This window comes from Caulobacter sp. DWP3-1-3b2 (genome assembly GCF_049896325.1).
GTDB lineage: Bacteria > Pseudomonadota > Alphaproteobacteria > Caulobacterales > Caulobacteraceae > Caulobacter.
In genome coordinates this window covers 30,877-55,913 of the sequence record NZ_JAFCUB010000016.1, presented here as the reverse complement: position 1 = coordinate 55,913, position 25,037 = coordinate 30,877, and the positions used below count along the sequence as shown (strand labels likewise).

Genomic DNA, 25,037 nt, shown 5'->3' with positions numbered 1-25,037 from the left:
CTCCCCCCGTGGGGGAGGACTGTGCTAAACGGCGGCCATGACCTCCCCCCCCACCTATAAGCGCGCCGATATCCTGCTGGTCGAGACCGGCCTGTTCGAGACCCGCGCCAAGGCTCGCGCCGCCATCGAGGCCGGACTGATCACCGCCGACGGCCATGTGGTCAAGAAGCCCGCCGAGTTGCTTGAGACCAGCGCCAAGCTGGACGGCCGCCCACCCCATCCCTGGGTGGGGCGCGGCGCCCTCAAACTGGTCCATGCCCTGGACATGTGGCCGATCGATGTGATGGGCAAGGTGGCGCTGGACGTCGGCGCCTCGACCGGCGGCTTTACCGAGGTCCTGCTGGAACGCGGCGCTGAGAAGGTTTTTGCCTGCGACGTCGGCCGCGACCAGCTCAATCCGCGCCTGGCCAACCACGGCCGGGTGGTCGATCTGTCAGGCGTCGACGCCCGCATCCTCGACGAGGGCTATCTGGACGAGACGCCCGGCCTGGTGGTCAGCGATGTCAGTTTCATCTCGGTGGAGAAGGCGCTGCCGGTGGCGCTGGACCTGGCCGCCGAGGGCGCTGATCTCGTCTGCCTGATCAAGCCGCAGTTCGAGGCCGGCTTTGGACGGGTGGGCAAGAACGGCATGGTCAGGAACCCGGCGATCATCGCCGAATGCATCGCCTCGGTCTCGGCCTTCGTCGAGGCCCAGGGCTGGACAATTAAGGGCGTAACCGTCAGCCCGATCACCGGCGGCGACGGGCAGGAAGAACACCTGCTGTGGGCGGTGAAGGGCTAGAATTCGAAACCCTCTCCCAGCGGGAGAGGGAGGGACCCGCGCTCGAAGAAGCATGGGACGGTCAGGGGTTACACCCTCACCGTTTTCCACGAACGCTCGGCGGGCACGCCGACTGACGTCCAGACCCCTCACCCTCCCACGCTTCGCGCGGGCCCCAACCTCTCCCTTTGGGAAAGGGGAAAACCCTAATCGACGACCTGATAACGCCCTTGGGCGTCGGGGCAGACGCGGACGAAGCGCTTCTGAACGCGGCCATCGGGCAGGTAGATCGGGCTTTCGGCCAGGGTGCAGCCGTTGACGTCGGCCTTGCTGCTGTCAGTCACCGTGTAGGAGCGCTCGGACTGGTAGCTGTAGCCGCCGCGACGGTCGCCGTAACGGCTATCCTCATAACGGGCCTGGTCGTCCTGACGGTCGCGGTCATAGCGGTCATCATAGGGTTGGCTGCTATAGGCGCCCTGGCTATAGGCCCCCTGGTTGTAAGCTGCCGGAGGCGGCGGAGCCGCGCCGGGGCTGCAGGCGGCAGAGTTGCGACCGATCGCCGAACCAGCGATCGCGCCGACCAGGCCGCCGAGCACCGTGCCCTCGGTGCGGGCGCCGTGGCCCGACACGCCACTGCCAATCGCCGCGCCGATGCCAGCCCCGATCAGACCTCCGCCCGTGCCGCGCTGCGTCGTGCTGCGGCGGCAGGGATCGTAGTAAGAGCCGTTGCTGTCATAGTTGCTGCGGTTGCCGGCATAGGCCCCGGAATTACCATAGGCGCCATAGGCTTGGGCCGAGGCCAGAGTCGGGGCCATGGCGCTGGCCAGGGCGGCGGCGCTGACGAGGCCGAAAACGGTCTTGAACATCATAGAATAGCTCCCTCGAACGGGTCCGCCGATCCAGAAGACCCGACCTTTCACCGCAAATTGCCAAGCTCTTGATGAACGGCTGTTGAGCGACCCGTTCATCTTCAGCCTCCTCACGCGCCTTCATTTCACCCTCGGAGGGCGCGAATGCGCTATGGGACGTCTCGAAAGCTTGTCGGCGTCGATCGTGGCGTAGACGTGGCGGCGCTCACGCGCCTGTTGAAATGCGCGGAACCGGTCAAGGTTTCGCCGGACGGACGGACGATCTGCCATGCGTGAACTGAGGATCGAGGCGGTCGGCGCCCAGGGCGACGGCTTGTCGGCGGGGGCGTTCATCCCCCTGACCCTGCCCGGCGAGTTGGTGACGGCCGAGATGAGCGGCGCGCGCGGTGAGTTGCTCGACGTGCTGGAGGTCAGCGCCGACCGCGTGGCGCCGCCTTGCCCACATTTCGGTGTCTGCGGCGGTTGCGCCCTGCAGCACTGGGACGCCCAGCCCTATCTCGACTGGAAGCGCGAGCAAATCCGCATCCAGCTGGCCTTCGAGGGCCTGGAGACCGAGATCCTGCCGACCTTCGCCTCGCCCCCGAACTCGCGTCGCCGGGTGGCGCTGCATGCTCGCGGCGGCAAGGGCGGGGTGCGCCTGGGCTTCAAGGAGCGTCGCTCGTGGAACCTGGTGCAGATCGAGGTCTGTCCGGTGTCCAACCCCAAGCTGGTCGCCGCCCTGCCGGCCCTTCGACGCCTGGCCGGTCCGTTCATGGAACACCCGAAGTCGGCCCCAACCCTGCACGTCACCATCACAGCCACGGGCCTGGACATCGACATCACCGGCGTCGAGGCCAAGAGCGGCGGGCTGTCGTCCGACGCCCGGGTTCGGGCGGCGATGATCGCTGGTGAGTCGGACTTCGCCCGCGTCACCCTGGCCGGCGAGATGATCTACATGGCCCGCCAGCCGATCGTGAAACTGGGTCCGGCCATCGTCGCCCTGCCGGCCGGCGCCTTCCTGCAGGCCGTGCCACAGGCCGAGCAGGCCATGGTCGAGTTCGCGGTCGAGGCCGCCCAGGGGGCCTCGCGGATCGTCGATCTCTACAGCGGGGTGGGCACCTTCACCTTCCGCCTGGCGCAGGTGGGCGGGGTCCACGCCGCCGACAGCTCGGCCCTGGCCATCGCCGCCCTGAAGGGCGCCGTTGGCACCGCCACCGGCCTGAAGGCCATCACCGCCGAGGCCCGCGACCTGGCGCGCCGGCCGATGCTGTCGATGGAGCTGAAGAAGGTCGACGTGGCCGTGCTCGACCCACCCCGCGCCGGGGCGTTCGAGCAGCATGTCGAGATCGCCAATTCCAAGGTCGCCCGCGTGGTGGGCGTCTCGTGCAATCCCGCCACCTTCGCCCGCGACGCCAAGGTGCTGATCCAGGCCGGTTTCCGCCTGGAGCGAGTCTTGCCGGTGGACCAGTTCCTATGGTCACCCCATATTGAGCTGGTCGGGGTGTTTTCGCGCTAGGTCGGCCAACGCCTTGAAGGCGGGGCCGTCCGGGAGATGGTGATGGACGAGCAACGCGGCAGCGGCAGAAGCGCCTTCGCCCTGGACGGCGCCAGCCAACGGGCCAAGGCGGCAGTCAAGGCCGCCTGGTGGGGCGCCGCGGGCAGCGTGACCCGCGCCCTGGCCAATCCGACACGCGGCGAGGCCAAGACCAAGTTCGAACCCCAGGGGCCGCCGGTTTCCGCTGCTCGACTTCGCAGGGCCTATCTGGCCGCCTTCGACAAGGATACCGCCGATGTCGCCGCCGGTCTTTATCCGCCGATGGAAGACGGGCCGCGCAATCCGGCCCAGGCTTTCCGCCGAGCGCTGGACGTCATCGCCGACGCCAAGGCCGTCGACCAACGCCGTCGCCGGGGCGACGGGGTCGAGGTGCGGGACGAGCCGGAAAGCCAGGGCTATCCAACCTATTATCGCCAGAACTTCCATTACCAGTCCGGCGGCTGGTTCACCGACGCCAGCGCCCAGCGCTACGAGGCCCAGGTCGAGGCGCTGTTTTCCGGTGCGGCTGGGGCCATGCGCCGGCGAGCCTTGTCGCTGCTCGCCAAGCATTGGCGCGGTCAGGACCAGCGCGGCCTGAAACTGATCGACCTGGCCTGCGGCTCAGGCTCGTTTCTCTGTGACTTGGACGGCGCCTTCCCCCGCGCCGCGATTGGCGGGCTGGACCTGTCGAGAGCCTATCTGGCCGCCGCCCGCAGTCGCTCCAAGCGCGGCGGGGTGCAGGCCAATGCCGAACATTTGCCCTTCGCCGACGCCAGCCTGGACGCGGTGACCTGCGTCTACCTGTTCCACGAACTGCCGCCGCGCGTTCGCCCCGTGGTGGCCGCCGAGATCGCCCGGGTGCTGAAGCCCGGCGGCGTGCTGGCCTTCGCCGATTCGGTGCAGCCGGCCGACGAGCCGAACCTGTCGCGCCTGCTGGAAGCGTTCCCGGCCTATTTCCACGAGCCCTATTATTCGACCTATGCCGAGACCGATCTGCCGGCCCTGTTCAGCGGCGCGGGCCTGCGTCTGATTGATCAGGACCAAGCCTTCCTCACCAAGGCCTTGCTGCTGGAAAAGCCCGCCTGAGCCACCGCATCATGGCCATTGCCTAGTCCGGCGGGCTCCTGTATCGAACCGACCTCTTCGCCGACGCACCTTGCGTTGACGCCGGATGGCCCGGTGGCGGAGTGGTTACGCAGCGGATTGCAAATCCGTGCACCCCGGTTCGATTCCGGGCCGGGCCTCCATTACTTTTCAAGCACTTAGCTCCTGTGCGTTGTCTGCGGTTTGCAGAGCAGTTTGCAAATTTCGTTCGCTGTTCGATCCGTAGAGGCGGGCCGCGAGTCGCTTGGCGCTGGCCAGGGCGACCTGGGCGCGATCGACGTAGGCGCCCTGAGCGCCTAGCTCGCCGCTGATTTTGTGGCCGCTGCAGAGGGCGACCTCCTCGGCTGTCCAGGCATCGACGCGGCGGCGCGTGATGAAGGTCCCTCGAAGATCGTGGAAGGTGCGACCCTCGATCCCCGCGTCTTTAGTGGCCTCACGGAACGCGGCGCGAAGCCCGTTGCCCTTGCGATCCCAGGGCATGCCGTTGGCCTTGTTGAGGACCACAAGCGAGTTACCGCGCGGAATGGCGTCGAGAGCAGCCTGGAGGGCAGGGGAGACCGGAATGGCGACAGGCACGCCGTTCTTGAGGCGTCGGCTCTGCACCACTCCGTCGGCGATCGCGGACCACGGCAGGACAAGCAGATCTTCCTGAGACAGTCCGGTCTCGACCGCCAGCAGGAAGGCCGTGCGGAGGGGCTGCGTAGCCTTGTCGAGGAAGGCGGCCTGTTGCTCTGGACTCCACGTGCTTTGCCGCCTGTCGGCCTTGTAGACGTCTTCGATGCCAGCAGCGCGGTTGTGGGAGATAAGGCCGCGCTTTACGCTCCTGTTGAGCATCGCGACTAGAACGCTGACGGAATAGTCGGCTTGGCGTGGCGACTTCAGCGCGAGCTTGTCCCGCCATGCGTAAATGATTCCGGCCACCTCCGGCGCGGCCATCGCGGCGATGCTCACTTTGCCGAACTTCGCACTGATCACGTCGAGATGACGACGGTAGTCGGCTTGGGTGCGGGGGCGCAGCTTGGCGAACTCTGGCGAAGCCTTGTAGAGGTGCAGCAGCGTCGCGACTTTCCCAGGTTCCGGTTCCCGGCTCAGGATCTGGGCGAGGCGAGCGTGATACTCGGCCGAACCCTCGATCCCCAGAGCCGGCGCGCCCTTCATCCGACCGAAATAACAGTAGCTGACGGTCTTGCCGCTCGCGAGGCGCTTGGGGACGCAGTTGACGCCTTTGGGCCGGGATTTGTTACGCTTCACGCGCGAGGCCCTCCAATTCGTCGAGGACGTCTTGAGGCGTGCCGTCGGAGGTCTGCGTCATGGGGCCGTGCGAAATCAGAATGTCGCCGTTGGCCAGCAAGCGAAGGCATGGCGAGTGGATGCCCGCAGCCTTGGCCCCGAGGATCGCCGTCTTGATCTTTGCCTGGGTGATGGTCGCGGAGCGGGTCATGGTCTAGGCCTCCTGGCCCTCAACGATGGCCACCAGCGGCTTGCGAGCGCGGCTGACCAGTTGATCAACGGCGCGCTCAAGATCGAGCACGACCGAAACGAGGTTGAGATGGTCCGCCACTTCCGCCGGAGTCGTCGCCCAACCCCACGAACGGCCATCCGTGGTGATGGCGTAGCGGGGGAGCTTGGCGTCGGCCGTCAGGTAAACGGGCGAGAGGTGGATGAGCGGCTCATTGCGGAGCGAGCGCGGATCATGCACGCCGAGGCCCGAATTGAGGGCGCGGGCCAGCATGATCTCGGAGCACGACTTGGCCAGTTGCCATGCGGCGGACGGGGGGACGCCTGCGTCCGCCAGGCTCTTGGCGGCGATCATGCCCGCCAGCATCCCAGCCTCAAAGCCGGCCTTGCCGCTCTCTAGCGCCGGCAGGAAACCCTGGCGGCGCCAATCGCGTTGGCGAGCGGCGCTGACGCCGGTGATGCGCTCGGCTTCCGAGGCGGTGAAAGTGGTATTGATACGGTGCCAGGTCATGAGTGGACCATTCCACGGATACTGACTCGCGTCAAGCGTCCGTGGAGCGATCGACGCATTACCTCAGCCCGCCGATTGTCGCTCTCATAGGACCCTCACAGCCAAATAACCCGCGACGTTCTCGTGCTGCGATCGTTGATGCGGACGCCGCCTCGCCGAGATGACCGGCATCTGCCGAAGCACGGTCTGATCGCCCTCGTCCTGCCAGTGGCACATGTCGCTGGCGTCCGGCTCAAGGTCGCCCGTGACGGCTCCTTCGTCCTCGCAGACCTGTTCTTGGTCGTGCGAATCCTCCAGGTCGGTATCGCCATCCATGGCGTCCAGCGCGGCTAGGAGGCGCTCCACGGCGACCTCCATGCGCTCGCGAAGGTCGGGGGCGTGTGCTCTTCTCGCGGCGGCCATTAGAGCATTTCCCCATGAGGGCCGAAGGATCGACTGCCTTTACCGCCCTCGCCGTTGAACATCAGTCGGGGCCATGTGTCGGGATCTTGAGCGTCGGAAACGCCTCCGAGCATCACCATCCAAAGGTCAGCGGGTTTCATGCCGGCGGCGAGCGCGTGGCGGGCGGTCTTTTCGCCGTTCCGGTGAACGAAGCGCATGGCCTCGATGAACTGGACGACATCGGCCGACTGAGTTGGGCTCGCGAACGGGAACGCCGGCGCGGACATGGCGGCGACTGCCAGGCCTGCCCCGAACAGGGCGCGGCGGGTGGTCGCGGCTCTCACGAGACCGCTCCGTACATGCGATCGGCGAAGCGAAGAGCGGCGCGGATGTTCTGATCGTCAGGGGCGCGGCTGGACCAGTCGAGCAGGGACCGGTTGACCTTGAGGCGCTGCGCCTTGGTCATGGCCCCGTACATAGCCAGGATGAGCGCCAGTTCTGGCGATCTCTCGATCTCCGGCGGGGCGGGCCGGGGTCTTCTGGGCAGTTGGACGACGTTTGTGCTAGACGCGTGCTCAGCCATGACCTGATCCTTCACGATCGGTTGCGGTTAGGGCCGTAGCTCGGATGCCAGTCCTTGCTTCGGCCCGCCTTTATGGTATCACGTTAAGCATGTCGTCAAGTGCTGATACCATAAAATCCAAGGGCCGCCCGGCGACGGGAAAAGGCGCCCCCCTGATGGTTCGCGTTCAGCCGGATCAACTCGCCCGCATCGACGCATGGATTTCCGTCCAGGCTGATCCCAAGCCCTCGCGGCCTGAGGCCGTGCGGCGGTTGGCTGACCTGGGCCTGGGCCTGTGAGCGGGGGCGACCTGCAAACGCTCAAGCGCGCGCTTCTGATCGCAGCGTGCTTGGTTGCGCTGCCTGCAACGATCTATGGTTTCTCACGGTATCAAGCGTACGTTGAACAGCGACCAATCCGCGATGCAAAAGCGCTCTTATGGAAATCAGGTTCAGCTATCTTGCCGGGATTGCAAGATCAGGGAGCTTTCGAAGTAGAGCACGCGCATATTGTTTGCGGTACATTTCGCACCAAGGATTTCAGCGGTAAATTCATGCCATCGGATACTTATATCGTGTGGTTCCAAACGGTTGATGGTAGACGGTGGCGCGATCCGGTATTCTTGAAGCGTACACAGATAATGACGTTCAGCGACGATCCAACAGAGATCCAGCGGCAGTTTCAGGACAAGGCTGCTACGAACGATTACTATCGTTTTGTGCCGATCTGCCAAGCAGAGGTCGAGAAGCAGTAGAAGCGCTAACGCCGGCCCGATCCCAGGGTGGTGCGCCTGCGACTGGCCATGCTTGTCTCCGCCAAGGTGGCGCCGCCCTCGGCGGCGGCCAGACTGTATTGCTCGACCATCGGCTGGGTGGTTCTAACGACCCGCGTGTCAAAGTAGGGTGAGGCTTCGGTGATCACCTTCACCACCTGCATGCCGCCGCCCAGCTTGTTGTTCGGCGTGATCTGCGAGCCTCGTGGCAAGTTGAGAAGTTCGGGGCCGCGCTCACCGACCCATGTAGGGCCGCCGCGCCAATTGCTTGTCCCTAGAGCGTTGTGTCCCGCGCCGAGGAACGACCCGACGCCTTTGGCGATCGACGCCCAGGTCGAGCCCTTGCTTCCACCAACCACGTCCCCCAGCACCTTCGAAAGGCCGTCAGCCAGGCTGTCGACGAAGCTGCGTTTGAACTGGTCGGCGAGATAGGACATCAGACCCTTGCCGCCGCCGTAGATCGCCGCGTCCAAGCCGCCGGCGATGGCGCTGCGGTAGCCCTCGCGAATGTCTTCTCGCGAGCGGGCCATCCCTTCGCCAACGCCAGCTTGGACTCCCTCGGTGATTGGCACCTGCAGATCGTCGGGGTTGATGACGGTCTTATCGAAAGCTTTTTTGAAGGCCGCATCCGCCTGCTCCTGATTGGTGCGGGCGTGGTCCATTTTGATTTTCGCGAACGACTCGGCTTGGGTCTCTTCTCGCGGGCCGCGTGCCGGGCCGGACCTGCTCGCGGTCGATCGTGAAGCGGTCAGTATGGGGGCGGTGGTGCGCGGTGGCGACGCCTTCGGCGTGGCGGCTACGGGAGCTCCGGCCGTCGGAGGGGCCTTCAGAACGATGCCGCCGTGAGTGGTGAGCTGCACCCAGTCCCGAAAAGCTTGGGAATGGACATAGTTGTTGAGGGCCACAAGAGCGTTAGCCGTGGCCTCCTTAAGTTTGACCATGGCCGGGACAAACACAGAGGCGATCGACATGCCTGCGAGCTTTGACCGTGCATCGGCCTTTTCCATCTCTCGCGACATGTCTGCGAGCTGAGTGACGACCCCTTCGTCAAGCATGAGGCCAAGACGGCGAAACTCCTCGACCAGCGCTTGGATACCTTCCGACCCCCGCTGCATCAGCGGCAGCAGTTCCTCAGCACCCAACTTCTTGGCGATCTGCACCTGTTCGGCCTGTGTGCCGACCTGGCTGATACGATCGGCCAAGATCGGCAGAAGGTCGCTGGCGTCGTGCATCGAGGCCAGTTGGCTATCGGTGATCCCAAGGGCCGCGAAGGCCTCTTTGACGCGGCCATCCCCGATCCCCGACTTTAGGGCGCCCAGCGTGGCATTGAGCGACGCCAGACCGTTGTCCAGCTGGTCGAGCGGAATGTCGGCGTCTTGGGCTGCAAAACGCAGACCTTGCAACGCCTCGGCTGTGACGCCGATCTTGGTTGCTGCCGCCGACAAGTCATCGGCGTTCTGCGCCGCCTGTCCGGCCTGATCCATTGCGAACGTGAACGCCGCAACGGCAGCGGTGCCTATGGCGGCGCCAGAGGCCACAGAGGCGAAGCTGGACGTAAACCCGCCGAGCGCGCCCTGCAGGCCCTTGGTGGTCTTCTGCGCCTTGGCCGCGCCCTGCTCAAACTGAGCGGTATCCATGCCCAGGTTGACGCGAAGCGCGCCGATCACTGACGATCCCATGACGGGTCTCCGGTTGGGGGAAGGGCCGGCCACGCCCCAACCATCCAAGGAGCCACCGGCTGTCGCGGTTGTTGCGGACACTCACGACTTGTCCGGTCGACCCATGGTTCAAGGGGCGACAAGGCCCGCGCCTGCGACGCGGGCCAGTTAAGTTAGGCGCTGATCTTCAGCAGACGGACCGCGCGAGGATCCTGCACGCCGGCGCCGACGCGCTTGGTCGTGTAGAACAAGACAAAGGGCTTGGCCGAATATGGATCGCGCAAGATACGCGTCCCCATGCGGTCATTGATCAGGTAACCGGCGCGGAAGTCGCCGAACGCCACAGCCAAAGCCCCGGCCCCGATATTGGGCATGTTCTCGTCGATCTCGACGGGGCGTCCCAGCAGGACGGACGGCTGGCCTACAATCAGGCTTTCACGCCAGATGTAGTTGCCCTGGCCGTCCTTCATCTTGGAGATGGCCGAGGCGGTCAGGCTGTTCATCAGCCAGCTCGCGTTCTGACGATAGGGGGCCGCCAGGCCGTAAGTGAAGTCGATCAGGATGTCGGTGTTCGGGATCGTGGTGGCGTGGCCGCTGTTGACCACGTCCAGGACGCCGCCGGGGTGCTGCGCAGCGGCCGCGCCACCAGTGACGTAGGTTAGCAGGCCGAAAGGCTTGTTGACGCCGTTGCCGCTGATGAAGGCGATCCCCTCTTGCTTGTTGAACTCCTGCTCGACCTCGCCGGCCAGCCAGTCTTCGACGTTGACGCCGGCGTCGTCCAGCAGGCGCTGGGTCGCGGCCGGCATGGCGTAGATCTCGCCCGAGGCGAACGTCAGGGGCGACAGCGTGGCCGTCGTGGTCTCAGGCCGAGCGGCGGTCTCACCGACCCAGCCAGAGCCCCAGGCGGCGTTATTCCAGATGGTCGAATAGGCGTTGACGTCGGTGGGCTGAATCTGGGCGAGACGACGCATGGGGCTTTTGGCCGTCATGGCCTTGTTGATGCGACGGTCCCACTCGGTCGGGGCCAGGTAGCCGCCATCGCTCGCGCTGCCGACGCTCATGGCGGCCTGCACCTGGGCGCGGTGGCCCTGGGCGTTGGCCTGCTTGACTGCGTCCTCGGAGCCGTGGCCGCCCTTGCGGAAGTAGTCCGCGAAGGTGGTCGTGTATTCAGGGTCCTCGGGGCGATGGCTACCGCCACCGTTGATCCCTAGGGCGGCGTTGCGGATCGCCATGTCATCGAGCGCCGCGTTGATGTTGCGGATCTCGCCTTCGTGGCGGGTCTTGAAGTCGCCAAAGGCGGCATTGAGTTGGCCGAGAATGTCGGCGGGGTTGCCCTGGGCGCGCACCGGGCCGCGCAGCGCGCGGGGAGCGGATGTCGCCAGAGCCAGCTTGCGCATGGTCATGGTCATGGTCAGAGTCCTAGCGATGAGGTGATGAGGAGTGTCTGCCAATCGACCGGCCGCGCGACGCTTGCCGTTCGTTTGGTTAGGCTTTCGCCGCGCCTTTTGGGCTGGGCTGGCCCTCGCTGCATCACGCGCGCGAGGCAGTTCGAGCAGCGCCAGGCGTACTCTCACGACCAAGACCGACGCTGCCCTGCTTCGCCGTTTTAGTCAACGCCGCCTCCTCCTTGGCGCGACTGATCAGGATTCGGGCCTGCGTTCGGCTCATGTGGCGGATCAGCTCGAACTCAATGTCGCGGACGGTGGGGCCTGTCGTCAGGGCCGCGATCGCTGGGCAAGCTTGGCGCAAGGCATTGCCATCGGCCGGCGGTGTTTTCCAGGCGCTCAATTGACCGTCTCCCGCCAGCCTTGGCTCCCGTCCCGGATCGCGTCGGCCATGCGCTCCAGGCTCTCGGCAACGTTACCAGGCCGCTCGTGGCGTGTGGTCTCCCGCAAGCCGCTGACCAGCAGCTCCGCAGCCAGAGCCGCCACCGGCAGGCCCCGCGCCGCCCACTTGGAGATCACCAGGGCGGCGTAGCGCTCGGCCAGGTCGGCCACGAAGTTAGAGGCTTGGGTTTGATCTTGGGTCACAGGGTCCACCTTGGGTTTCCGTGGGATGGGCGCCGGCTTGCACGTCCGGCAGAACTTAGGCGCGCGGCCTCGGGCGTTGTGACGCTCGAAGGTCTGGCGACAGCGGCGGCAGATGAAGAGGTCAGCCATGAGCTCGCCCCGAGGTACGCAGTGCGCACTTTTCGGCGGGCCGATGCGCAACCAGGCCTAGCGCGGCGGTGTGCGGCGGAGGTGCGCACGCCTCAAATCGGTCAGGCCGGAAAAAGTCTCTGCGTGACAGTGGCGCCGGTCCGTTCCTGACGGCGAGCTCAGACTTTTCGCCCCCCGGTGGTCGAAAAGCTGCGGGGCTGCGATGAGGACACCGACGACAGCCCCGCAAAGCGTGAACCCGCGTTTCTGAGAGGGCTCGCGCGCGCAGGCGAGGGTCCCCAGAAACGCGGCGTCGCGTGTACGACTTGGGAGCCGGTTCAGAAGGCGGAGGTTCACAGACTTCGCTGCCCCCCTGGGAGCCGTCCGTCGAATTGCAGGTGCGCGAAGTGTGGGTGGCGTCGGTTTCCCTCGATGAGGTCGCCAGACTTTGCGGGGGGCTACCCTCACCAAGCCAAAAACCGGCGCTTTCTTGGTAGGGCGCGGCCTCCCTCAAGGGGGCGCGCGGCCCATGGGGGTATGGGGGTGTGAGAGTAGCCCGAGAGTAGGCCGTCAGTAGCCGAGAGTAGCCCGACAGGAGGGCGAGAGTACCCCCGAAAGTAGCCCGAGAGTAGCCCGAGAGTAGGGTCATGAGGGCGCTCCGACAGTCTGCCGAGCGATGCGCGAAAGGCCCCTCGAAGGAGGGCCGTACGTCTCCACCACGATCTCAGCAGTGTTGAAAAGACGGTTCATCGCGGCAGCTAGACCGGCCTTGGTCGCCCCGCCTGCAGCTTCATCCTTGGCGAAGAGGGCGGGGGCGTAGGCGTGCCCGGTCTTATGGCTGACAGCCCGGCCCTGAGCGGTGAAGGTTGTCAGGAGTCGCAGGAACGTTGCGTCAACGCGGGCCGTTGCGGTGGCTTTGTCAGTCGGTCGCGCCGCCTCCTCGTCACCGTCCACCACGAACGCGCCAGCAGACCAACGCAGCTTCAGGGATAGGCCACCAGGACCATAGTTGCTCTTCATGACCGAGAGGACTCGGGCGTCTGGATCGGGGGTGTCTTGGTCATTGGGGCGCGTCAGGTAGAGGGCGCTGCGCACGGCGTTGCGCCAGTGCGTGGAGCCGCTGTTACCCGTGCCTGAGGCCATGCCGGCGACGCTCGGATGGGCTAGCAGGATGACGGCGAGGTTGTTCGTCACAGCCAGGTTGCGCAGGAGAGCGATGAAACCCCGCGCCTGGGCTCTGCTGATCTCGTTCCCGCCGAACACATCGGCCCGGCTGTCGAGAACCAGGGCCACGGGCTTGATGCGGGCCACGGCGTCCAGCAGCTCGCGCCAGCGTTCGGTGGGCTCCAGCGCGTCGCCCTGGCCCCCGGTGACCAGCGCCGGATCAGTGTCGGCGAGAGGCCAGACGTGCAGGTCGGCGAGGTCTTCAAAGCCGACACGGTAGTCGGTGCAGATGCTGGCTAGGCGGCGGTGGATCTCGTCGCCGTCGTCCTCGGCTGACAGGTAGATCACCGGGCCTTGCGCCACGCGCTGGCCAAGCCAGTTGCGGCCGGTGACCGCTGAGACCAGGAGTTGCTGGGCAAGGGTCGATTTGCCCGCGCCGCCGTCGCCGTCGATCGTCGAGACCTGCCGGCCTGGGATCATGTCAGGGACAAGCCAGGGGCGGGGTTGAATCGAGCGTCTGGCGAAGTCGGCGGCTGAGAACATGCCACGCTTGGGCGCCGGGCCGGGGAAGGAAGCGAGAACCGGATAAAGGGGCGCGTTCATACTGCGGCTCCTCGGATCACGTCATTCCAGTCGCTCACGTCCGCCGGCGCCGAAATAACGACTTCGCAGACGGTGCATGCGCGCTTGGCGAGGGCGTTGGCGGCGTCGAGGCCTTCGGCCCCATTGTCTGCGGCTATGACCAGGCGCTGAAGGCCGGCCGGCGGATCGAAGCGACGGAGGCCGCCCGTCCCCAAGGTTGACCACGTAGGGACGCCGTAGAGGGCGGTGAACGAGAGCGCCGACTCCGTGCCCTCGGCGACGCCAAGCACGCCGTCAGGGCCGATCTCGGCAAGGTGCACCGCGCCACCAGACAGTCGGCCGAACGATCGCCGATCAACCTTTCGGCCGTCCGGTGTCAAATAGGTCGCCTGCAGGCCCGTGAGCACTCCCGAGCCGTCCCGCACGGCCGAAACCATAGCGGGATCAGACTTACCCTCGCCGTAGCCCCAGGGGACGCTGGAGCCGAAACGAAGGTCCGCCCCCGGCTTCAGGCCACGGCTGGCCAGGTAGGTCTCTGCAATGGTCCCGCCGATCGGCGAGGCGCTGAAGAACACGAACTCGGCGTGGCCGATATTTTCCAGCGTCTTGCGATCGGCCTGGGCCGCACGTTCGGCGCGCTGGCGTTCCTCGGCTTGAGGGTTGCGGGGCTCCCGCAATGCCTGGGCAATGGCGCCGCCGGCGGGCTTGTGCAGCTCGCCCCGGAACACCACGCCCTTGGCGTCGCAGCGGGCGCAGGCATAGCGGGCGAAGTCATCGGCCTCGCGCCAGAGCCGGAGCACTTTGCGCTCTCGGCGGATCGCCGTCGGGCGGTCGGGGCCACAGACCGGGCAAGGCCCGTCAAAAGCGCCATGGTTGCCGCCGGTGCGCGAGACCACGTCCTGCCAGGCGAGGGCGGCGTTCATCTCGCCACCTCGAGGCCGGTGAAGTGGCCATCATCGTTGAAAACCGAGCGAAGTCGGGTATAGAATTCTGCGTTGCTGAAGCCTTGATGTGCCCCGCGTGCCGTTCCAGCGGTCGCGGGGTTTTTCTTTGGGCGATGGGGCGATTTCGGTTTGCAGCCGGTACCTAACCCATTGATCTCGTTGGGGCCGAAAACACCCCGGTTTGCAGCCAAGTTATTGGAATCGCTCACCCAGTCGGGGCTTGCAAATCCGTGCACCCCGGTTCGATTCCGGGCCGGGCCTCCAACCTTTTCCGCCTTTTAGCGATCCAGCACGACCCAGGCCGGCGCGTGATCGCTGGCGTCCTCCTCGCCACGCGTCCAGCGATCGACCCCGGCCTCGACCAAGCGCTCGGCCAGGTCGGGGGTCAGCAGAAGATGGTCGAGCCGCAGGCCCTTGTCGGCCGGCCAGCGGTGGCGAAGATAGCTCCAGAAGGTCCAGAGCGGGCCCTCGGGATGGGCGGCGCGCAGGGCGTCGGTCCAACCCTGGGCGAGCAACGCCTGGTAGGCCGCGCGGACCTCGGGCCGCAGCAGCGCGTCGTCTTTCCACGAATGCGGCTGATAGAGGTCGGCTTCGGTTGGCACGACATTATAGTCGCCGGCCAAGACCACCGGCGCGCCGGTGGCTTTCAGCGCGGCGGCGTGGGCGATCAGGCGGGCGAACCAGGCTAGCTTGTAGTCGAACTTCGGTCCGGGTCGGGGATTGCCGTTGGGCAGGTACAGCGAGGCGATCAGCACGCCATCCACCGCCGCCTCGATATAGCGGGCCTGGAGGTCCTCTGGCGCGCCGGGCAGGGCGGTGCGGGTCAGCACCGGCTGCGCGCCGCGCGCCAGGATGGCGACGCCGTTCCAGAGGCGCTGGCCGCGCCAGACCGCGCCATAGCCGAGCTGGGCCAGGACGTCGGCAGGAAACGAGCCTTGCTCGGCCTTCAGCTCCTGCAGGCAGACGACGTCGGGCTCGGCCTCGGCCAGCCAGGCGACCATGTTGTCGAGCCGCCTGTTGATATTGTTGATGTTGAAGGTGGCGATCTTCATGGCCCGCAGCAAACGCACGAGACGTCGCCAAGGGGCAGGCGCGCCGCCGGCGGTCGTGGACTTCAGGCGTCGCCGTCGGCGAGGTCGGCGATCGGGCCGTTGATCGGCTCGTTGAAGGCGGTAGTGACGTTGTGACTGGTGTCGACGACGCCGACCTTGGCGGAGTGCGGAGCTTCGACCTCGGTGGCGGCACTGTCTTCTGGCGTGGTGGTCATGGAGAGCGTCCCGGTACGAGCGGCCGGGCGACGGTAACCCGGCGGGCCTGATGGTGGAGATTGCAACGGTCAAGGTTCGCTGTCGGCCATCGGGGCGGATTTGAGCGGCGACTTCGGCGCGACGCCCGATGTCCAAGCAGGGCCATCAGGGCCGCGACACAGCGTGTTCTTGAATTGTTCTCGCTGATGATCCATGATCTGGCCATGGTCGCCCCCGCCAATCTCCCAGGTCATCCTCCCGTCCTCGCGCGCGGCCGTGGGGCCAAGTCCAACCGCACCGGTCGTTTCGAGAGCCAGGTTAGTGAAACCTTCGACGACGGTTGGGCCGCAGAGGAGGAGCCGGCCCAGATCGCCACCACGCTGCAGCCGATGAAGTCGCGAAGCATCATCGCCCGCAACGACAGTCCCGACATCGGTTTCGAAGCCTCGATCAATCCCTATCGTGGCTGCAGTCATGGCTGCATCTATTGCTATGCACGCCCCGCCCACGCCTATCTCGGCCACTCGCCAGGCCTGGATTTCGAGACCAAGATCTATTTCAAGCCCGAGGCCGGCAAGCTGCTGGAGCGCGAGCTGTCCAAGAAGGGCTACGCGCCGAAGATCATCCATATCGGCGGCGACACCGATCCCTACCAGCCCGACGAGAAGCAGCTTCGCGTGACCCGGGCGGTAATCGAGACCCTGGGCCGGTTTCGCCACCCGTTCTCGATCATCACCAAGTCGGCGCTGATTACCCGCGACCTGGATTTGCTGGGACCGCTGGGCCAGGCGGGTCTGGTGCGGGCGGCGGTGTCGATCACCAGCCTGGACCACCGGCTGTCACGCAGCATGGAGCCGCGCGCCGCCACGCCCAAGCGCCGGATCGACGCCGTGCGGCAGCTAACGGCGGCGGGCGTGCCGGTCACGGTGATGTTCGCGCCGTCGATCCCGTCGCTGAACGATCACGAGATGGAGGGGGTGCTGGAGGCCGCCGCCGGCGCCGGCGCCACCTCCGCTGGCTACGTGGCCCTGCGCCTGCCGCTGGAGATCAAGGATCTGTTCGAGGAATGGCTGGCCGCCGAGCATCCCGACCGCGCCAAGCGGGTGATGTCGCTGGTCCGCCAGATGCGCGGTGGGGCGGCCTATAGTTCGGAATGGGGCAAGCGGATGACGGGCGAGGGGCCGGTCGCCGAGGTGATGGGCCAGCGGTTCGAGCTGGCGAAGAAGCGTTTCGGCTTGACGGGGCGGTTGGGACCGATGGACCTGACCCAGTTCGCCGTGCCGACCAAGGCAGGGGATCAGTTGTCGCTGTTTTGAGGTTTTGCGTCCTTCGAGGCTCGCCTGCGGCTCGCACCTCAGGATGAGATAAGTAGGTTGCTTTTGAGTTCCTCATCCTGAGGCGCCCGCGCAGCGGGCCTCGAAGGACGCACGGCGCCCCTTGACCTACGCCCCGCAATCGCCTGAACCAGCCCCATGATCTCCGTCGTCCTGCCCACCCACAACAGCGCCGCCCGCCTGATCCAGGTCCTGACCCTGCTGGTGCCCGCCGCGGTCGATGGCTTGGTCAAGACCGTGATCTTCGCCGACGCCGGCTCCACCGACGCCACCCTCGACATCGCCGAGGACAGCGGCGCGCGGGTGGTCACGGTGCAGGGCGACGCCGGGACACGGCTGGCGGCCGGCTGCGCGGCGGCCATGAGCGCCTGGATCCTGGCCCTGGGGGAGGACCTGACCCTACCGGAAGCCTGGCGCGTGCCCGTCGAGGCGCATCTGGCCGGCGGCGGCGGCAAGCCCGCGTTCGTCGCCGCGCCGGGGCCTCTGGGCCTGCCGGGACGGCCGCTGGCGGTGCTGGTCAAGCTGGAGGCCGTCGAGGCGGCTGGCGGGTTCAAGCCGGGTGGTAATCCCCTGAAGGCCTTACTGAGGCGGCTGAAGCCTAAGGCCGTACGACTCCGGGTGTAGAGGCGGCCGCGAATCCCTCTCTCTTCGAGAGAGGGAGGGGCCCGCCGCCGGAGGCGGTGGGGGGGTGAGAGGTTACACACTCGCCGATCGGAGCACCGTTGGGAGGGCTCCCGCTGTGTTGCAGATCGCTCCATAAAGGAGCGACCCCTCAATTGCAGACTCAACGGTAGAAATCGGGATTTCCCGGCTAACGGTGAAACCTCTCACCCTCCCACCGCTTCGCGGCGGGCCCCTCCCTCTCTCAAAGAGAGAGGGATTCTTGGGCCGCCACGCAGCCCTACTGATCCAGCCGGAAATCAATGACCCGCGCCCCGCTGGCCGCCGCGTCCAGGGTCCTCGTCTCGGCCCCCATCAGCTTGCGATAGGTCCAGTACGAGGCCATGACCTTCTCGACATAGTTGCGGGTTTCCAGGGCCGGCAGGCTCTCGATCAACATCAGCGGGTCACAGTCGGCTCCGCCCAGCTGGCCTTGGGCCTTGAGCAGGGCGCCCGGACCGCCATTATAGGCCGCCACGGCGCGAAACAGGTCGGGGCTCTGCAGGCCCCGGTCCATCAGCCAGGTGAAATAGTCCTGGCCGACCCGCAGGTTGAAGCCGGGGTCGAGCAGCGGGCTGTTGTCGGCCAGCAGCTTGTCGTCGCCGGCCGCGCGGGCCGCGGCGATCGGCATCAGCTGCATCAGGCCCACGGCGCCGGAGCCCGACACGGCATAGGGGTCAAAGCGGCTCTCCTGGCGCACCAGGGCGTAGACCATGGCCTTGTCGATGGTGAAGCCGCCCTTGGGCTCCAGCAGGGGCAGGGGATAGTCCTCGCCGCCGACCCGGCCGGCGGGGCGACCCGCATTGAGCGGGGCTTTCTCGTTGAGCGCCAGGGTCAGGGCGGTCCAATCGCCCCGCGCCTTGTCGCTGGCCAGGGAAAGGCCGGCGCGCAGTTCCTGGCCGGCTTCGCTCCAGCGGCCGATCTGGGCCAAGGCGGCGGCGCGGCGGGCGCGGGGATCGGCGGTCAGCAATCGGCCCAGAGAGGCGACGTCCGGGCCGTCGTAGGACACTTTCGTCAGCAGCGCGGCGATCGGGTCGTCCTGGGCCAACTGCTGGCCGGCCATCGACAGCTGGCGGGCGGCGATCATGCCGTAGAAGGTCTGAGGCGCGCGGGCCGCCGCGCTCAGCAGATCCTCGACATCATTGGCCTGGCCGTTGGAGGCCGCCGAGCGCGCCGCCCAGAACGAGGCGGCCGAGCGCAGCCACTCGTCCTGCTTGTCGTCATTGGCGACCCGCTCGAAATAGGTGCGGGCCTGGGCATAGGCCTGCAGGCGGAAGGCGGCCAGGCCGGCGATCCAGGGTTCGCCCGCGCCCTGGGCCAGGCTGAGGGCACTCTTCACGTCGCCGGAATAGTAGGCGTCACGCGCTGCACGGGACTTGTCGGCCGGGGCGGGGCCCTTGGCGCTGGCCACGAACAGGGCGGGCGCCCGAGGCGCGGCGACCTTGACCGGCTTGCGCTTGACCGCGAGGGCATAGACCCGGTCGGCCCCGGCCTGATCGCCATAGGCGTCGAGCCAACCGGTCAACTCATCGTAGCTGGCGGCATAGGCGCGCGGGTGCATGACCTTGGAAAATTCGAGGCGGCCGGTCAGGCTCTTGTCGCGGGTGTTGGCCAGGGCGGCCTCGGCGGCGTCGAAGTCGCCGTGGTCGGAGGCGGCGAAGGCGGCGCGGTAGTGGCGGGCGTCGCTTTCGGACAGCGGCTCAAGCGACGACGCGTGCGCGCCGAACGCCGCCACGACACCAATCACGAAGGCCGACAAAACGGCCAGAGGGCGAGCTAGAAGCTGCAAAGCGTTTCCGCGCCTGACCTCCGAAGAGGCCCCCCACGCGTCTCCAAAAGCTGGCCGTGTCCAACTGGCCCCCTGAGTCTCTAGTTGGGACGGTGCGGGCGATCAAGCCTCTCACTGAGCATAAGCATGTCGATCCAGGCCTTTTTCTTGGCGGCCGGCTGCCGCAACAGGAACGCCGGATGCAAGGTGGGCAAGGCCGGAAGCTCGGTTCGGCCGTCGCTGGAGGTCCATTCGAACCACCGACCGCGCAGCGACAAAATGCCCTCGTCGCGACTGAGGATGCTCTTGGCCGAGGCTCCGCCGACCAGCAGCAGCATCTTCGGCTGCACCAATTCGATGGCCCTTTCGAGGAACGGCGCGCAGGCGGCCTGTTCTTGGGGGGTCGGCGTGCGGTTTCCCGGCGGCCGCCAGAACACGGTGTTGGTGACGAAGGCGCGGTCCAACAGGCCCGCAGCCTTCAGCATGCGGTCCAATAGCTGGCCCGCCTTGCCGACGAACGGCGCGCCTTGGGCATCCTCGTCGGCGCCAGGCGCTTCGCCAATGATCATCAGGGGGGCGTCAACGGGACCGCGCGATACCACGGCCTGGCGCGCGCCTTGGGTTTTCAGCGGGCAGCCGTCAAACGCGGCGATGGCAGCGGCCAGGGCGGGCAGGTCGTTGCAGGCGCCAGCCAGGGCCTTGGCCTGGGTGACGACCGTGTCGAGGTCCGGCCCGCGTCCGAAGGCTGGCGCGGCGATGGGCGCGACGGCGACGGGGGGCGCGGGCTCGCGACGGGCCCGCAGCATCGCCGCGCCCTCGGCCAGGCGGTCGATCGGTTCGTCGGCGTACGAGGCCTCGACACCCGCATCGGCCCAGAAGGCGAGCAGGCTTTCCACGGCGCGCGGATCGACGGCGAGGTCCATGCCTTCATCTTAGTACGAACTTTCGGACGTCGCCACGGTCACGCCGCGCTGCATCGCAGCAATAGACGCGCGTTTATTCTTGACCACCCCGGCGTCACGTCCCGATAAGCTTCGACTCAAACAGCAAGAACGCGGGCAGCGTGCGCCCGCACGGGAGACCCCATGAGCGAAGAGCTGAGCCCAGAGCTCGAACGCGAGTCGATGGAATATGACGTGGTCATCGTCGGCGGTGGTCCGGCCGGCCTGTCGGCGGCCATCAAGCTGAAGCAAATGGCGGCTGCGGCCGGAACCGAGGTCTCGGTGGCGGTGCTGGAGAAGGGCTCCGAGGTCGGCGCCCACATTCTGTCGGGCGCGGTCATCGACCCCAGGGGCCTGGCCGAGCTGTTCCCCGACTGGAAGGCCTTGGGCGCACCGCTGGAAACGCCGGTCACCAAGGACGTCTTCCGTGTGCTGGGTCCGTCAGGCGACATCGCCCTGCCGATGTTCGCCCTGCCGCCGTTCATGCACAATGACGGCTGCTACATCGCCTCCCTGGGTAACCTGTCGCGCTGGCTGGCGACCCAGGCCGAGGAACTGGGCGTCGAGATCTATCCGGGGTTCGCGGCCTCCGACACGGTCTGGAATGATGACGGCTCGCTGAAGGGCGTGATCGTCGGCGTGGTGGGCATCGCCAAGGACGGCCGCCACAAGGGCGACTATCAGCCGGGCATGGAGCTGCACGGCAAATATGTGTTCATCGCCGAGGGTGTGCGCGGCTCGCTCGCCAAGCAGCTGATCAACAAGTTCGACCTGGCGGCCGGCAAGTCGCCGCAGAAGTTTGGCCTGGGCATCAAGGAGCTGTGGCAGGTGCCGCCCGAGAAGCACCAGCCGGGCCTGGCCGAGCACACCACGGGCTGGCCCCTGGACCAGACGACCGGCGGCGGCAGCTTCATGTACCATTTCGGCGATAACTACGTGTCCATCGGCTATGTGGTGCACCTGAACTACAAGAACCCCTGGCTGTCGCCGTTCGACGAATTCCAGCGCTTCAAGCACCATCCCTCGGTCAAGCCGCACCTGGAAGGCGGCAAGCGCATCGCCTACGGCGCGCGGGCCATCACCGAGGGCGGTTATCAGTCGGTGCCCAAGCTGACCTTCCCCGGCGGAGCGCTGATCGGCTGCTCGGCCGGCTTCGTCAATGTGCCGCGCATCAAGGGCAGCCACAACGCCATCAAGACCGGCATGTTGGCAGCCGAGGCCGCGTTCGCGGCGCTGGGCGCGGGCCGGGCCAGCGACGAGTTGGTCGCATACCAGACCGCCTATGAGAACTCGTGGGTCGCCAAGGAACTGAAGGTCGTCCGCAACGCCAAGCCGTTGATCGGCAAGCTAGGCACGACCCTCGGCGGCGCGGTCAGCATGTTCGACATGTGGGTGACCCACCTGACCGGCGGCTTCTCGTTCTTCGGCACGATGAAGCACGAGAAGACCGACGCGGAGTCGACGGGCCTGGCCAAGGACTACAAGCCGCTGGTCTATCCCAAGCCGGACGGCGTGATCAGCTTCGACAAGCTGAGCTCGGTGTTCATCTCGGCCACCAATCACGAGGAAGACCAGCCGGCCCACCTGAAGCTGAAGGACCCGTCGATCCCGATCGCCGTGAACCTGCCCAAGTACGGCGAACCGGCCCGGCTCTACTGCCCGGCGGGCGTCTATGAGGTGCTCTACAACGAGCAGGGGACCGATCCACGCTTCCAGATCAACGCCCAGAACTGCGTCCACTGCAAAACCTGCGACATCAAGGATCCGTCGCAGAACATCGTCTGGACCACGCCCGAAGGCGGCGGCGGGCCCAACTATCCGAACATGTAAGCGCAAGGCGCGGTCCGATCGCCCGGACCGCGCCTTTTTCTTAGCGCCATTCTTGCGGCGAAGCGGGAAAGCGATGAGGGTGCGGACATGATACGTATGAAGCTGCTTCTCGCCTTGGTCTCGGTCTCCGCCCTGACTGCCTGCGCCACGACAACACCCGCGCCCACGCTGCGTGGAAAGGTCTCCAGCAGCGCCGGCTGGGGCGAGTCGCGCTCGGCCTATGGTCAGTTCCTGGCCGGCCAAGCCGCCTTGCAAAGCGGGGCCAGCGGTCAGGCCGCCAGCTATTTCGACGAGGCCCTGCAACTGGGCGAGGACCCTGGGGTGATCGGCGAACGCGCCTTTACCGCGGCCCTCCTGGCCGGCGACGTTCAACGGGCCGCGACGATCGCGCCCCACGAACCCGACACCAACGAGAACGCCCGGCGCCTGGGCGCCCTGACCCAGGCGATCGACCTGCTGGCCCAGGGCAAGGGGCGCGACGCCAAGGCGCTGTTGCAGGCCCAGACCATCGGCTTTCCGCATCGTCCCGCCGTGGTCCTGCTGGCGCCCTGGCTGGCGGCCGCGACGGGCGATACCGACGGCGCGGTGACCCGCCCCGAACTGCAGGGTGATCGCTTCGTGCAGTTCTTCGGCCAGCTGAGCCAGGCCAAGCTCTATGAGCGGGCCAAGCGCTATGACGAGGCCGAGACCGACTACAAGGCCCTGATGGCGGTGGAGCCCGTGCGGGCCTTGTTCACGCTCGACTACGGCGAGTTCCTGGAACGGCGCAAGCGCGCCGCCGACGCCGTGATGCTGTACGACTCGGGCCTCGCCATTGACGCGACCGACCAGGGCCTGATCCGGGCCCGGGCGCGGGCCGTGGCGCGCGGCGGCCCGCCGGCGATGGACACGGTGCGTCAGGGCGCCGCCCACGTGCTGGTGGCCTGCGCGGCCACCTTCGCCAGCGAGCACCAGAGCCAGTTCAGCCTGGCCTATCTGCGCCTGGCCTTGCGGCTGGACCCCAAGCGCGACGACGCCTGGCTGCTGGTCGGCGAGATGCTCGCCCAGGATGATGACGAAACCGGCGCGCGCGAGGCCTATGCCAAGGTGCCGGCGGGCTCGACCCGCTATGTCGCCGCCCAGACCAAGCTGGCCTGGAGCTACCAGACCGCAGGTGACAAGACCAAGGCGATCGCCGTGGCCCAGCAGGCCGCCGCCGCCGCCCCGACCGATCGCGACGCCCAGGTCGGCTATGCCGACGTGCTGCGCGCCAACGAACGCTGGGCAGAAACCGTGGCGGTGCTGGACCCGCTGATCGTCGCCGAGGCCGCCAAGCCCGATTGGCGGCTTCTCTACATGCGCGGCATCGCCCTGGAGCGCGCCAACCGCTGGAGCGACTCCGAACGCGACCTGCGCGCGGCCCTGGCGCTCAGCCCCAACGAGCCCGACCTGCTGAACTATCTCGGCTATTCGTGGATCGACCGCGGCGAACGCCTGCCCGAGGCCATCGCCATGGTCCAGAAGGCCGTCGAGGCCCGGCCGCAATCGGGCGCGATGCTCGACTCCCTGGGTTGGGGCTATTACCGCCAGGGCGACTTCAAGACCGCCGTGGCCAAGCTGGAACAGGCTGTTGAGCTAGAGCCGGGCGATCCGGACGTCAACGGCCACCTGGGCGACGCCTATTGGCGCATCGGACGCACGGTCGAGGCCCGTTACCAGTGGCAGCGCGTGCTCAGCCTGGAGCCGGACGAGAAGCAGAAGCTGGACGCCGAGGCCAAGCTGAAGAACGGCTTGAACGGTCCACCGGCCAAGATCGCCTCGACGCGGTAGCGCTGCTTCGGCCACGCGGATACATCGGGTTCCGACGATAAAGTCTCTTCAAGGTCCCGCCATGCGCCTCGACGCCTTTGCCCCGGCCAAGGTCAACCTGTTCCTGCATGTCGGCGGCCCCGACGCAGCGGGCTATCATCCGATCTCCAGCCTGATGGTGTTCGCCGATGTCGGCGACACGGTCAGCCTGCAGCCGGCCGACGCTCTGCGCTTTGAGACCACCGGCCGGTTTGGCGGCGACATTCCCGTGGACGATGGCAACCTGGTGGTCCGCGCCGCCACCGCGCTGCGCGCCAAGCTCGGCGGGCCCACACCCCCGTTCCGCCTGCTGCTCGACAAGGCGTTGCCGATCGCCGCCGGTCTGGGTGGCGGCTCCAGCGACGCGGGCGCCGCGCTGCGGCTACTGCGCGACGCCCTGGCACCGGGCCTCTCCGACGCTGACCTCGAAGCGGTCGCCGGAAGTCTCGGCGCGGACGGCGCGGCCTGCCTGTGGGGCGCGCCGGTCATCGCCCAGGGACGGGGAGAGCGCCTGTCGCCCGCGCCGGTCCTGCCGGCGCTCAACGCCGTGCTGGTCAATCCCTTGATCCCGTCGCCGACCGGGGCGGTCTATCGCGCCTATGACGCCGCCGTGGCGGCGCAGGGCGAGGCCATGCCGCCGCTGCTCGACAGGCTGGAGAGCGTCGAGGAGGTCAGCGCCTGGCTGGCCGGCTATACCCGCAACGACCTGCAGGCGCCCGCCGTCGCTCTGGAGCCGCGCATCGGCCAGGTGCTGGACCTGTTGGCCGACGAGCCCGAGACCCTGCTGGCCAGGATGTCCGGTTCTGGCGCCACCTGTTTCGCGCTGTGCGCTGGCGACATCGAAGCCGAGGGCCTTGCCGAGCGCATCGAACAGATGCGGCCCGACTGGTGGGTCAAGCGCTGCCGCCTCGGCGGGCCGTTCTAGGCTGGGGACATGGGCGGGGGGGGGGGGCCCCAACCCCCCGGGGCGTTGATTTGGCCACGCCCCCCCCCCAGGGCCCCCCCCGCCCCCCC

General features: G+C 67.1%; 27 protein-coding genes, 2 tRNA genes and 1 pseudogene. 13 read left to right on the top strand and 17 right to left on the bottom strand.

The features are described from left to right. Positions 1–37: 37 nt before the first annotated feature. Complete coding sequence (locus ACP7AG_RS12170) at positions 38–781, top strand: TlyA family RNA methyltransferase (protein ID WP_426011606.1); 744 nt, start codon at positions 38–40, stop codon at positions 779–781. Between the two features lie 185 nt (positions 782–966). On the opposite strand, the gene ACP7AG_RS12165 is transcribed toward ACP7AG_RS12170, so the two are convergent. Then, the gene (locus tag ACP7AG_RS12165; RefSeq protein WP_426031049.1) at positions 967–1,629 is read right to left on the bottom strand and encodes a hypothetical protein; all 663 of its coding nucleotides are present in this window, start codon (positions 1,627–1,629) and stop codon (positions 967–969) included. A gap of 268 nt (positions 1,630–1,897) precedes the next feature. On the opposite strand from ACP7AG_RS12165, the gene ACP7AG_RS12160 reads away from it, so the two are divergent. The 3 genes from ACP7AG_RS12160 to ACP7AG_RS12150 all read left to right on the top strand — a co-directional run bounded on the left by ACP7AG_RS12160 (position 1,898) and on the right by ACP7AG_RS12150 (position 4,389). Then, on the top strand, positions 1,898–3,124 hold the full coding sequence (locus ACP7AG_RS12160; protein WP_426011604.1) for a class I SAM-dependent RNA methyltransferase: 1,227 nt from the start codon (positions 1,898–1,900) through the stop codon (positions 3,122–3,124). Between the two features lie 42 nt (positions 3,125–3,166). After that, on the top strand, positions 3,167–4,228 hold the full coding sequence (locus ACP7AG_RS12155; protein WP_426011603.1) for a class I SAM-dependent methyltransferase: 1,062 nt from the start codon (positions 3,167–3,169) through the stop codon (positions 4,226–4,228). An 87-nt stretch (positions 4,229–4,315) separates the two neighbouring features. Beyond that, a tRNA-Cys gene (locus ACP7AG_RS12150) sits at positions 4,316–4,389 on the top strand. A gap of 7 nt (positions 4,390–4,396) precedes the next feature. Here the strand turns inward: ACP7AG_RS12150 and ACP7AG_RS12145 are convergent. The 6 genes from ACP7AG_RS12145 to ACP7AG_RS12120 all read right to left on the bottom strand — a co-directional run bounded on the left by ACP7AG_RS12145 (position 4,397) and on the right by ACP7AG_RS12120 (position 7,179). Then, on the bottom strand, positions 4,397–5,497 hold the full coding sequence (locus tag ACP7AG_RS12145; RefSeq protein WP_426031047.1) for a tyrosine-type recombinase/integrase: 1,101 nt from the start codon (positions 5,495–5,497) through the stop codon (positions 4,397–4,399). Then, a complete protein-coding gene (locus tag ACP7AG_RS12140) occupies positions 5,487–5,687 on the bottom strand; it encodes a hypothetical protein (protein WP_426031045.1) in 201 nt (66 codons plus the stop codon). Before ACP7AG_RS12140 ends, ACP7AG_RS12145 begins: the two co-directional genes overlap by 11 nt. 3 nt (positions 5,688–5,690) lie before the next feature. Further along, the gene (locus ACP7AG_RS12135) at positions 5,691–6,215 is read right to left on the bottom strand and encodes a hypothetical protein (protein WP_426031043.1); all 525 of its coding nucleotides are present in this window, start codon (positions 6,213–6,215) and stop codon (positions 5,691–5,693) included. 84 nt (positions 6,216–6,299) lie between these two features. Beyond that, on the bottom strand, positions 6,300–6,560 hold the full coding sequence (locus ACP7AG_RS12130) for a hypothetical protein (protein WP_426031041.1): 261 nt from the start codon (positions 6,558–6,560) through the stop codon (positions 6,300–6,302). A 56-nt stretch (positions 6,561–6,616) separates the two neighbouring features. Then, positions 6,617–6,883, bottom strand: a complete 267-nt coding sequence (locus ACP7AG_RS12125; RefSeq protein ID WP_426031039.1) for a hypothetical protein — start codon at positions 6,881–6,883, stop codon at positions 6,617–6,619. A gap of 53 nt (positions 6,884–6,936) precedes the next feature. Then, a complete protein-coding gene (locus ACP7AG_RS12120; RefSeq protein WP_426031037.1) occupies positions 6,937–7,179 on the bottom strand; it encodes a hypothetical protein in 243 nt (80 codons plus the stop codon). Positions 7,180–7,334: 155 nt separating this feature from the next. On the opposite strand from ACP7AG_RS12120, the gene ACP7AG_RS12115 reads away from it, so the two are divergent. Further along, positions 7,335–7,457 (top strand): hypothetical protein, encoded by a 123-nt coding sequence (locus tag ACP7AG_RS12115; protein WP_426031035.1) that lies wholly within the window; start codon positions 7,335–7,337, stop codon positions 7,455–7,457. Continuing rightward, complete coding sequence (locus ACP7AG_RS12110; protein ID WP_426031033.1) at positions 7,454–7,912, top strand: hypothetical protein; 459 nt, start codon at positions 7,454–7,456, stop codon at positions 7,910–7,912. The genes ACP7AG_RS12115 and ACP7AG_RS12110 overlap by 4 nt, the downstream gene beginning before the upstream one ends. Positions 7,913–7,917: 5 nt before the next feature. On the opposite strand, the gene ACP7AG_RS12105 is transcribed toward ACP7AG_RS12110, so the two are convergent. From ACP7AG_RS12105 to ACP7AG_RS12080, 6 genes are all read right to left on the bottom strand, one after another. Further along, entirely contained in the window at positions 7,918–9,609 is a 1,692-nt protein-coding gene (locus ACP7AG_RS12105; RefSeq protein ID WP_426031031.1) for a hypothetical protein, read from the bottom strand. Positions 9,610–9,761: 152 nt separating this feature from the next. Beyond that, a complete protein-coding gene (locus ACP7AG_RS12100) occupies positions 9,762–10,997 on the bottom strand; it encodes a phage major capsid protein (protein WP_426031029.1) in 1,236 nt (411 codons plus the stop codon). A 121-nt stretch (positions 10,998–11,118) separates the two neighbouring features. Next, on the bottom strand, positions 11,119–11,376 hold the full coding sequence (locus ACP7AG_RS12095) for a hypothetical protein (protein ID WP_426031027.1): 258 nt from the start codon (positions 11,374–11,376) through the stop codon (positions 11,119–11,121). Continuing rightward, positions 11,373–11,618 (bottom strand): hypothetical protein, encoded by a 246-nt coding sequence (locus ACP7AG_RS12090; protein WP_426031025.1) that lies wholly within the window; start codon positions 11,616–11,618, stop codon positions 11,373–11,375. Before ACP7AG_RS12090 ends, ACP7AG_RS12095 begins: the two co-directional genes overlap by 4 nt. A 753-nt stretch (positions 11,619–12,371) precedes the next feature. Continuing rightward, a complete protein-coding gene (locus tag ACP7AG_RS12085) occupies positions 12,372–13,493 on the bottom strand; it encodes an AAA family ATPase (protein ID WP_426031023.1) in 1,122 nt (373 codons plus the stop codon). Next, complete coding sequence (locus ACP7AG_RS12080) at positions 13,490–14,395, bottom strand: DUF7146 domain-containing protein (protein ID WP_426031021.1); 906 nt, start codon at positions 14,393–14,395, stop codon at positions 13,490–13,492. Before ACP7AG_RS12080 ends, ACP7AG_RS12085 begins: the two co-directional genes overlap by 4 nt. A 206-nt stretch (positions 14,396–14,601) precedes the next feature. Here ACP7AG_RS12080 and ACP7AG_RS12075 point away from each other — a divergent pair. Next, positions 14,602–14,680, top strand: a tRNA-Ala gene (locus tag ACP7AG_RS12075). 14 nt (positions 14,681–14,694) lie between these two features. On the opposite strand, the gene ACP7AG_RS12070 is transcribed toward ACP7AG_RS12075, so the two are convergent. Both ACP7AG_RS12070 and ACP7AG_RS12065 read right to left on the bottom strand, forming a co-directional pair. After that, positions 14,695–15,486: an exodeoxyribonuclease III gene (locus tag ACP7AG_RS12070; RefSeq protein ID WP_426011602.1), complete on the bottom strand. Its 792-nt coding sequence runs from the start codon at positions 15,484–15,486 to the stop codon at positions 14,695–14,697. Positions 15,487–15,530: 44 nt separating this feature from the next. Beyond that, positions 15,531–15,683, bottom strand: coding sequence for a hypothetical protein (locus tag ACP7AG_RS12065; protein WP_426011601.1), 153 nt, complete (start codon positions 15,681–15,683; stop codon positions 15,531–15,533). Between the two features lie 204 nt (positions 15,684–15,887). On the opposite strand from ACP7AG_RS12065, the gene ACP7AG_RS12060 reads away from it, so the two are divergent. The 3 genes and pseudogenes from ACP7AG_RS12060 (at position 15,888) to ACP7AG_RS12050 (ending at position 17,621) form a co-directional block, all read left to right on the top strand. Next, complete coding sequence (locus tag ACP7AG_RS12060; RefSeq protein ID WP_426031073.1) at positions 15,888–16,979, top strand: PA0069 family radical SAM protein; 1,092 nt, start codon at positions 15,888–15,890, stop codon at positions 16,977–16,979. Between the two features lie 24 nt (positions 16,980–17,003). Beyond that, positions 17,004–17,139, top strand: a pseudogene (locus tag ACP7AG_RS12055) (hypothetical protein). Then, positions 17,136–17,621, top strand: a complete 486-nt coding sequence (locus tag ACP7AG_RS12050; RefSeq protein WP_426031019.1) for a glycosyltransferase — start codon at positions 17,136–17,138, stop codon at positions 17,619–17,621. The pseudogene ACP7AG_RS12055 and the gene ACP7AG_RS12050 overlap by 4 nt, the downstream one beginning before the upstream one ends. Before the next feature lie 277 nt (positions 17,622–17,898). Here the strand turns inward: ACP7AG_RS12050 and ACP7AG_RS12045 are convergent, their stop codons facing one another. Continuing rightward, positions 17,899–19,446: a lytic transglycosylase domain-containing protein gene (locus tag ACP7AG_RS12045; RefSeq protein WP_426031017.1), complete on the bottom strand. Its 1,548-nt coding sequence runs from the start codon at positions 19,444–19,446 to the stop codon at positions 17,899–17,901. A gap of 80 nt (positions 19,447–19,526) precedes the next feature. Continuing rightward, complete coding sequence (locus tag ACP7AG_RS12040) at positions 19,527–20,348, bottom strand: uracil-DNA glycosylase (RefSeq protein WP_426031015.1); 822 nt, start codon at positions 20,346–20,348, stop codon at positions 19,527–19,529. A gap of 174 nt (positions 20,349–20,522) precedes the next feature. On the opposite strand from ACP7AG_RS12040, the gene ACP7AG_RS12035 reads away from it, so the two are divergent. The 3 genes from ACP7AG_RS12035 (at position 20,523) to ACP7AG_RS12025 (ending at position 24,948) form a co-directional block, all read left to right on the top strand. Then, on the top strand, positions 20,523–22,196 hold the full coding sequence (locus tag ACP7AG_RS12035) for an electron transfer flavoprotein-ubiquinone oxidoreductase (protein ID WP_426011831.1): 1,674 nt from the start codon (positions 20,523–20,525) through the stop codon (positions 22,194–22,196). Between the two features lie 87 nt (positions 22,197–22,283). Then, positions 22,284–24,005, top strand: a complete 1,722-nt coding sequence (locus tag ACP7AG_RS12030) for a tetratricopeptide repeat protein (protein ID WP_426031013.1) — start codon at positions 22,284–22,286, stop codon at positions 24,003–24,005. A gap of 61 nt (positions 24,006–24,066) precedes the next feature. Then, positions 24,067–24,948, top strand: a complete 882-nt coding sequence (locus tag ACP7AG_RS12025; RefSeq protein ID WP_426031011.1) for a 4-(cytidine 5'-diphospho)-2-C-methyl-D-erythritol kinase — start codon at positions 24,067–24,069, stop codon at positions 24,946–24,948. Positions 24,949–25,037 lie beyond the last annotated feature (89 nt).

Bases quoted from the DNA above. Each gene is read 5' to 3' on its own strand.
- ACP7AG_RS12170 (WP_426011606.1), top strand. From the start codon at position 38: ATGACCTCCCCCCCCACCTATAAGCGCGCCGATATCCTGCTGGTCGAG.
- ACP7AG_RS12165 (WP_426031049.1), bottom strand. From the start codon at position 1,629: ATGATGTTCAAGACCGTTTTCGGCCTCGTCAGCGCCGCCGCCCTGGCC.
- ACP7AG_RS12160 (WP_426011604.1), top strand. From the start codon at position 1,898: ATGCGTGAACTGAGGATCGAGGCGGTCGGCGCCCAGGGCGACGGCTTG.
- ACP7AG_RS12155 (WP_426011603.1), top strand. From the start codon at position 3,167: ATGGACGAGCAACGCGGCAGCGGCAGAAGCGCCTTCGCCCTGGACGGC.
- ACP7AG_RS12140 (WP_426031045.1), bottom strand. From the start codon at position 5,687: ATGACCCGCTCCGCGACCATCACCCAGGCAAAGATCAAGACGGCGATC.
- ACP7AG_RS12135 (WP_426031043.1), bottom strand. From the start codon at position 6,215: ATGACCTGGCACCGTATCAATACCACTTTCACCGCCTCGGAAGCCGAG.
- ACP7AG_RS12125 (WP_426031039.1), bottom strand. From the start codon at position 6,883: ATGTCCGCGCCGGCGTTCCCGTTCGCGAGCCCAACTCAGTCGGCCGAT.
- ACP7AG_RS12120 (WP_426031037.1), bottom strand. From the start codon at position 7,179: ATGGCTGAGCACGCGTCTAGCACAAACGTCGTCCAACTGCCCAGAAGA.
- ACP7AG_RS12115 (WP_426031035.1), top strand. From the start codon at position 7,335: ATGGTTCGCGTTCAGCCGGATCAACTCGCCCGCATCGACGCATGGATT.
- ACP7AG_RS12105 (WP_426031031.1), bottom strand. From the start codon at position 9,609: ATGGGATCGTCAGTGATCGGCGCGCTTCGCGTCAACCTGGGCATGGAT.
- ACP7AG_RS12100 (WP_426031029.1), bottom strand. From the start codon at position 10,997: ATGACCATGACCATGCGCAAGCTGGCTCTGGCGACATCCGCTCCCCGC.
- ACP7AG_RS12085 (WP_426031023.1), bottom strand. From the start codon at position 13,493: ATGAACGCGCCCCTTTATCCGGTTCTCGCTTCCTTCCCCGGCCCGGCG.
- ACP7AG_RS12080 (WP_426031021.1), bottom strand. From the start codon at position 14,395: ATGAACGCCGCCCTCGCCTGGCAGGACGTGGTCTCGCGCACCGGCGGC.
- ACP7AG_RS12065 (WP_426011601.1), bottom strand. From the start codon at position 15,683: ATGACCACCACGCCAGAAGACAGTGCCGCCACCGAGGTCGAAGCTCCG.
- ACP7AG_RS12060 (WP_426031073.1), top strand. From the start codon at position 15,888: ATGGTCGCCCCCGCCAATCTCCCAGGTCATCCTCCCGTCCTCGCGCGC.
- ACP7AG_RS12050 (WP_426031019.1), top strand. From the start codon at position 17,136: ATGATCTCCGTCGTCCTGCCCACCCACAACAGCGCCGCCCGCCTGATC.
- ACP7AG_RS12040 (WP_426031015.1), bottom strand. From the start codon at position 20,348: ATGGACCTCGCCGTCGATCCGCGCGCCGTGGAAAGCCTGCTCGCCTTC.
- ACP7AG_RS12030 (WP_426031013.1), top strand. From the start codon at position 22,284: ATGATACGTATGAAGCTGCTTCTCGCCTTGGTCTCGGTCTCCGCCCTG.
- ACP7AG_RS12025 (WP_426031011.1), top strand. From the start codon at position 24,067: ATGCGCCTCGACGCCTTTGCCCCGGCCAAGGTCAACCTGTTCCTGCAT.